The following is a 3,389-nucleotide window of genomic DNA, read 5'->3' on the forward strand; positions in this document are numbered from 1 at the left end:
TCCTGCTCGGCCCACCCGGCATCGGGAAGACCCACCTGGCCATCGGCCTCGGCGTCAAGGCCGCCCAGGCCGGCTGTTCGGTCCTGTTCGACACCGCCAACAACTGGATCACCCGGCTCGCCGCCGCACACCAGGCCGGACACCTCGACACCGAACTCAAGAAGATCCGCCGCTACAAGCTGATCATCATCGATGAGGTCGGCTACATCCCCTTCGACCAGGACGCCGCCAACCTGTTCTTCCAACTCGTCGCCTCCCGCTACGAACAGGGCTCGATCCTCGTCACCTCGAACCTGCCGTTCGGCCGCTGGGGCGAGACCTTCTCCGACGACGTCGTCGCCGCAGCCATGATCGACCGGCTCGTCCACCACGCCGAGGTCCTCACCCTCACCGGCGACTCCTACCGCACCCGAGCCCGCCGCGACCTGCTCGCCAAAGACCGCCCCAACCGCGACTAACCTGACCACCGGGTGCGCCGATTTACCTCGGCAAGAACCGTTCAGTTTTCGCTCGGCGTCAACATCGGCCACGCCCAGATCACTCTCGTTCACACCACCTACCTCGGCCGCAAGACCAGGGACACTGGTGCCGCAGCAGCCCTTGAGGGACTAGTCAACTAGACTGCCGGCGTCTGCCCCGCCGCTACTCAACATTGGCCGCGGGGCAGACCGAAGGACGTCACCTGAAGTCAGTCTTCACCCGGAACGCTGCGACGAGTCTCCAGCCACGCGATGACCCCTGCTCGTCGAACCTCAGATACCTTCCAATCCGATAGCCCGGCGGCCCTTCCCCTTCGTTGCGCCACTTGTACACCGTTGTTACCGGCACACCAAGAAAAGCAGCGAGATCATCGACAGTCCACAGGCGCTTCCGACCCGTCGGCAGATCCGCCACCTTCTCGCTCCGCAGCTGTTCCGTCATGACCGACCCTCAGCAGGATGAGAGATTTTAGCGAAGATTCGATACAGCATCTAGCGAAGCTCGCCGAGACGCTCCCCGATCACCTCCCACCAACCTTCCCCAACTATTCCCGGGCTGGCGGTCCGGCAGGCGCCCAGACGTCCTGCTGGCGCTCGCGGACGAGACGTCGGGCTGCGAATGTGCCATCGCCGAGGGCGGTAGTGGGCCAGCATCGAGCCGACCTCGTGGCCGTCACCGGGCAGTTTCACAGCTTCCTGAAAACTGCCCCCCGGCGGTGCCTGGGTTCCAGCACTCGTCGCAGCGCTCCTGGGTGTTCCCCTCGAGAGAGCCGTCGATGTGGCAATCCCTCGTAGGAGCGATGAGGACGCCCGGTCGCGGTCGTGCTCTCCGGCCTGGACTGGGTGTTGCAATCGCTCGTAGGGGCGATGAGGACAGGACGGGTCCTCCCTGCCCACCCTGGCCCGGTACGCGTTGCAATCCCTCGTAGGGGCGATGAGGACGCGGTGACGACCAAGGTTTCCAAGCGGCTCCGGTTGTTACAATCCCTCGTAGGGGCGATGAGGACGCGGTGACGACCAAGGTTTCCAAGCGGCTCCGGTTGTTACAATCCCTCGTAGGGGCGATGAGGACGTCTCCGCGAGTTCGCCCGCTGGGTCGTCTCCACCGAGTTGCAATCCCTCGTAGGGGCGATGAGGACTCGTGTGGGCCGATATCCGGCCAGATACGCACACGATGTTGCAATCCCTCGTAGGGGCGATGAGGACATCAGCGTAACGCACCGTATGCAGGAAATTGTGGGGTTGCAATCCCTCGTAGGGGCGATGAGGACGAGCAGATCATCGTGCTGAACTCCCCGGGGGTCGTGTTGCAATCCCTCGTAGGGGCGATGAGGACACCGCTCCCCCATCGCGTCACGGACCATTTGACGCATGTTGCAATCCCTCGTAGGGGCGATGAGGACCCGCGGCACCTGGAGCCTGCACCTGGCGGACGGCACGTTGCAATCCCTCGTAGGGGCGATGAGGACGACGACAAGCGGCTGCTGCTCGCGCTGTACGACGCGTTGCAATCCCTCGTAGGGGCGATGAGGACTCCGGGAACTCGCGGAGGAGACCGGCATCCACGTCGAGTTGCAATCCCTCGTAGGGGCGATGAGGACATCTGATCCCCAGGTTCGTGGTGCGGGCGGATGGGTGTTGCAATCCCTCGTAGGGGCGATGAGGACGAGCAACTCCGGCCAGGTAAGCGCCAACATCGACCCGGTTGCAATCCCTCGTAGGGGCGATGAGGACGAGTCCGCGACGAGCAGCCGGCCCGTGGCCAGCAGGTTGCAATCCCTCGTAGGGGCGATGAGGACACTGCCTGTGCGGGCACCCGTGGGGCTGGCACGACCGGTTGCAATCCCTCGTAGGGGCGATGAGGACCGTGGCTACCTGGCGACGTCCAGTGCCGCGCGCATGTTGCAATCCCTCGTAGGGGCGATGAGGACTCGGAACGGCCCAGGACCCGGCCACCATCTCAGAACGTTGCAATCCCTCGTAGGGGCGATGAGGACACCAGCATTACGCGGGCCCAGCTAGGAGAAATCATCCAGTTGCAATCCCTCGTAGGGGCGATGAGGACTGGGCGCGGAGGATTCGACAGCCGCGTGCGTACCAGTTGTTGCAATCCCTCGTAGGGGCGATGAGGACCCGCATTCCAGCCCGGCGGTGGCGGCGTGACCGCCGCGTTGCAATCCCTCGTAGGGGCGATGAGGACTCCGCCGCAAGGACGGCGGCCCCTATCTCATCATCAGGTTGCAATCCCTCGTAGGGGCGATGAGGACGCTGCGCCGCCGCCGCGAATCCATCGCCGCACTCCCGTTGTAATCCCTCGTAGGGGCGATGAGGACAGCGGGAGAACCACATGGCAGGTCAGCCCTCCGGCAGGGGTTGCAATCCCTCGTAGGGGCGATGAGGACCATCCCTGCTTGAGCGTCCGCACCTTCCGGTGCAGTGTTGCAATCCCTCGTAGGGGCGATGAGGACCACCGTATCGACGGCCGCCGCCGGCAACAGCACCACCAGTTGCAGTGGTGTGCCCCGTTGAATCCGGACAGCTGCTATTAAGCTGATCTATGCAGCTGGCTGCTTTTTCAGGTATTCATCGTGGACCTGTCGTGGAGTGCGGTAGTCGAGTGCCGAGTGGCGGCGTGTCGTATTGTAGCGAAGCTCGATGTATCGGGCAATATCGCGTCGGGCATGTTCGCGGGTGGGGTAGACGGTGCGGTGGACGCGTTCGTTCTTCAGGGTCGCGAAGAACGACTCGGCCATCGAGTTGTCATAGCAGATCCCGGTCCGGCCGACGGATTGACGGATCCCGAGTCCCTTCAGCGTAGCGGCGAACTGGGTAGACGTATAGTTACTTCCGCGGTCCGAATGAAAAATAGCTCCGGCGGTGAGCTGGTGGTTTCGTGCGGCCATGGTGATG

General features: G+C 63.6%; 3 protein-coding genes and 1 CRISPR repeat array. Of the genes, 1 reads left to right on the forward strand and 2 read right to left on the reverse strand.

Annotated features, from left to right (window positions below; all coding sequences use genetic code 11):
• Positions 1-458, forward strand: a 458-nt coding sequence (locus tag FREUN1FDRAFT_RS38425) for an ATP-binding protein (protein WP_035957530.1), incomplete at its 5' end; no start/stop codon positions are given.
• A gap of 220 nt (positions 459-678) precedes the next feature.
• Here the strand turns inward: FREUN1FDRAFT_RS38425 and FREUN1FDRAFT_RS42690 are convergent.
• Together FREUN1FDRAFT_RS42690 and FREUN1FDRAFT_RS42695 are read right to left on the reverse strand one after the other, a co-directional pair.
• On the reverse strand, positions 679-921 hold the full coding sequence (locus FREUN1FDRAFT_RS42690; protein WP_006545846.1) for an AlpA family transcriptional regulator: 243 nt from the start codon (positions 919-921) through the stop codon (positions 679-681).
• Between the two features lie 336 nt (positions 922-1,257).
• Positions 1,258-2,947: a CRISPR direct-repeat array (repeat unit 30 nt; unit sequence GTTGCAATCCCTCGTAGGGGCGATGAGGAC).
• A gap of 87 nt (positions 2,948-3,034) precedes the next feature.
• Positions 3,035-3,389, reverse strand: a 355-nt coding sequence (locus FREUN1FDRAFT_RS42695) for an IS3 family transposase (RefSeq protein ID WP_006545848.1), incomplete at its 5' end; no start/stop codon positions are given.

The sequence above is a fragment of the Parafrankia sp. EUN1f genome, from assembly GCF_000177675.1.
In the GTDB taxonomy this organism is placed as follows: domain Bacteria; phylum Actinomycetota; class Actinomycetes; order Frankiales; family Frankiaceae; genus Parafrankia.